The 3,437-nt window shown below is 60.4% G+C and carries 1 protein-coding gene; it reads right to left on the reverse strand.

What is annotated here, in order from left to right; translation table 11 throughout:
* Window positions 1-178: 178 nt before the first annotated feature.
* Window positions 179-3,437 (reverse strand): Hint domain-containing protein (locus tag GOB82_RS12995; RefSeq protein ID WP_242007417.1); only part of this gene is annotated, 3,259 nt, incomplete at its 5' end.

The following is a 3,437-nucleotide window of genomic DNA, read 5'->3' on the forward strand; positions in this document are numbered from 1 at the left end:
TCTGCTCAAAACGCAGATCAAAAGCTCTCCAGAAAACCGTCAATCAAATCGCCAAAACCCAGAAATTACTGGCCAAGCACATCAATCAACGGTTCTTCGATCCCTCCACCTCAAAACAAAAACAGACCCCTTCCCGCAAAGGAAGGGGTCTGTCCCTGAAGGCTTACTGTCTCAAGTCTCAGCCGGTAATGGCCAGATCCTCAACCGTATCACCTGCCGTAACCTGATAGGGTCCAGCGGCCAGAACCTCAATCGTCAGCAGACGAAGTCCTGCATAACCAGCCAGCCCTACAGACACAATGGCCCTGCCATTCGTCCAACGGCCAGAGTTCTCCACACCATACCAGCCGGAAAGCTCCGCCTGTTTCAGGTGCTCCGTCAGCGCGCGTGTGGTTTTGCCGTCAAACAGAGTGATCTGGCCTACCAGAACACCCAGTTGGCGGCGGTCATCCACAAACGGACCGATCACATCACTCGGGCGGCTGGCACGAGAGACAAGAGACACGCTTTCAACACCGCGAGGCAGCATGAACGTCAGCAGGTTCCCCTGCTGACGGGCCGCACGGATCGTCTGTCCGTCTCCCACATCAAGATGCATATCTGCATCTGATGTCAGCTCCATTTTACCCACTACCCGTTCCAGACCCACTTCAGATGCACGTGCGTCAAGCGCACGGAACAAAGGCTCGACAACTTCACGCGCAACACTGAGAGATGCCGCAGCATCCGTCTCCCAGCTTTTACCAGCCAGCGTCTGTCCGAAACGCACCACAGCCCCACCCTGACGGAAGGTCGCACGGTTCCCCGTATCCAGATAGCTTTCTGTCCGGGTGTCGTTGGCCCAGATCACGGCATGCTCTTCCGTTTCGATATGGAAGTAGTCGTAGGACGTGATGGAGCGGTCGTAGACGATGCTCCGCCCGTTCACCAGCATGCGCACCGGCACGAACTTGTCCTCGAAGAACAGGCAGTGTTCTGGTGTAACCAGAAGATCCTGGCTTGGCACGCCATCGGCCAGCGCGTCCTTGAGGATCCGGACAGGGTACCCCGCCTCGTCGTCTGCACGACCAGCTTTCACCTGCATGGATTTCCGGCCGGCCCAGACAACCGGGCGTTCCGCCTCAGTCTGTGCCTTCCAGTCCCATGTCATGACCGTGTCGCCAATCCGCAGCTCTTCCACAGCCACATCACCAGACGGTGTGCGGATCATGGAACCGGCAAGGAAGCAGACTTCGAAAACGAGGTCCCCGTCACCGGCTGTGCCCAGCGTATACCCGTAGGTGCCCACACCAACAATGTTCATCGTGATGGTCTGACCATTGGTCAGGGCCAGCGTGACATGGTCGTTATCCGGATAGCTCACGCCATTCGGCTTCACATCTGCTGCCGTCACTCCGGCAAGCTCGATGCCGTCAGAGTTCCCGGCAGATGTCCCGTCAAACCCGCTGATCACCGTGCTGAGTGTGCCACCATTGGACAGACCACTGACAACCAGACCGGTGTTCGTGCTGCCCTGCAGGTTCACAGACCCGCCGGCATTGTTCCAGATCGTTGCGGAACCACCATCACGGATCCAGATGTTCGCGCCGCTGCCCATTGTCGCGCCGCTGGCCATCGAGACCACGCCGCCGGCACTGACCGTTGTCGAACCCGACAGGACAGACCCGGAAGACGCGGCAACAGACCCGCCGGACATGACCCACAGACTGGTCGCGCTGGCACCGTTGTTCAGGTCGAGATTTCCGTGCACTTCGCCGGTGACCACGGACCCGCCGGACTGAACGGTCGTCGTGCCGGTATAGGCACCCGCCGCCCCGCCGCTGAGCACACCGCCAGCCTGCACCGTCGTGTTGGCCACAGCCCCGGAGGCCACAGTCAGTAGGCCGCTGCTGCCCACAGTGACCGTATTGGCAGCCCCGCCGGAGATCACGTTGACAACCGCGCCGGACACCACACCGCCGGACAGCATGCCATAGTCGGTTGTCACACCGGTCAGAGACACGTTGGACGTTACAGAGACAAGGGCACCCTGGCTGATGACCGTATTACCCAGCGCACCGCCGGAGCCAACGATTGAAGCGCCGCTGGTTAGTGTCGTGTTTGTAATCGTGCCGCCGCTGAGAAGGGTTGCGGACACACCATTGTTGAGTGTTGTGCCGGAGAGTAGACCGCCACCGGAGAAGGAACTCAGGCTCCAGGTGTAGTGGTCAATTGCCGTGGCGCTGCCCGGGTTATAAGTTGCCCCGACCGTGATGTCCGCGCCGGAAGCAAATGTATTGGTCCCGCCGACAGTGCCACCATAGACACCAAGCTGGGCGCCGCTGCCAAAAGCTGTTCCGCTGACGGTCCCTGAGAACACATTGGCTGTTGCGCCGCTGGTCAGGGTCGCATCGGCCAGCGTACCGCCTTCGATGTTCGCGTAACCACCGCTGCCGAAGCTGGTTGCATCGACAGACGCGCCGCTGCGGATAATCACTTCCGCGTCCGTTGCATCCCGACCGGAGATGATCTGGGCTGCCCCGGAAACAGTTGCACCACTCAGTAATGCACCACTGTTGACGAACACAATGCCACCATTGGACACGATGGCACCGGAGGCAACCGTGACACCGCTTTCAAGATCGACGGCACCATGGGAGGCAACTGTCAGGCCGCTGACCTGACCGGAAGACAGGATTGCATAACCGTAGACGGTGGCGTCATTAACGCTGCCCGCGCTGAGGACCAACACGCCTGCGTTGCTTGTATCGGCAATGCCGTCAGCCGGACCGGAGACGGTCACATCGAAAAGCGTGCCGCTATTGACGAGCATGTTGCCGCTGCTGCCCACAGTGACCGTATTGGCGGCCCCGCCGGATACCACATTGACCACACCGCCAGAGACCACCACACCACCCGACAGAAGCCCTGCATCCGTGACAGTTCCGGACAGCATGACATTGGAGGTTGCGGTTACCAGCGCCCCGCTGCTGACGGTCGTGTTCCCTGCAATTGTGCCGCGGGTTGCACTGAGAGTGCCGCCGCTGGCGACGACCGTATTGATGGCACTGCCGGAGGTAAGATTCAGCGCAGCGCCGGCGCTTACGGTTGTGCCAGAGGCAATGCCGCCACTGGTAACGGTTTCGAAGCTTCTCGGATCCCTGATGACGGCACCGATGGTTGTCCCGCCCTGCAGGAAAATGCCACCGCTGTTGGTCACGGTTGTGTTGGACGCCACCGCGCCGGAGTAAACGGTCTGACCGGCAAAGCCTGTTGCCAGCGTTCCTGTGGTCGTGCCGCCTGAAGAGACAACTTCAATGGTTGCCGCTCCGGAAATCACCGTGCCGACGGTTGAGCCGCCTCTTACCTGGATCTGCCCCGCGCTGATTGCGCTCACATTCTGGGCCTGACCAGACGGGAGAACCGTCAGGGTGCCGCCGGACAGGGTGCCGCCAGAC

The organism is Acetobacter farinalis, from assembly GCF_011516935.1.
In the GTDB taxonomy this organism is placed as follows: Bacteria; Pseudomonadota; Alphaproteobacteria; order Acetobacterales; family Acetobacteraceae; genus Acetobacter; species Acetobacter farinalis.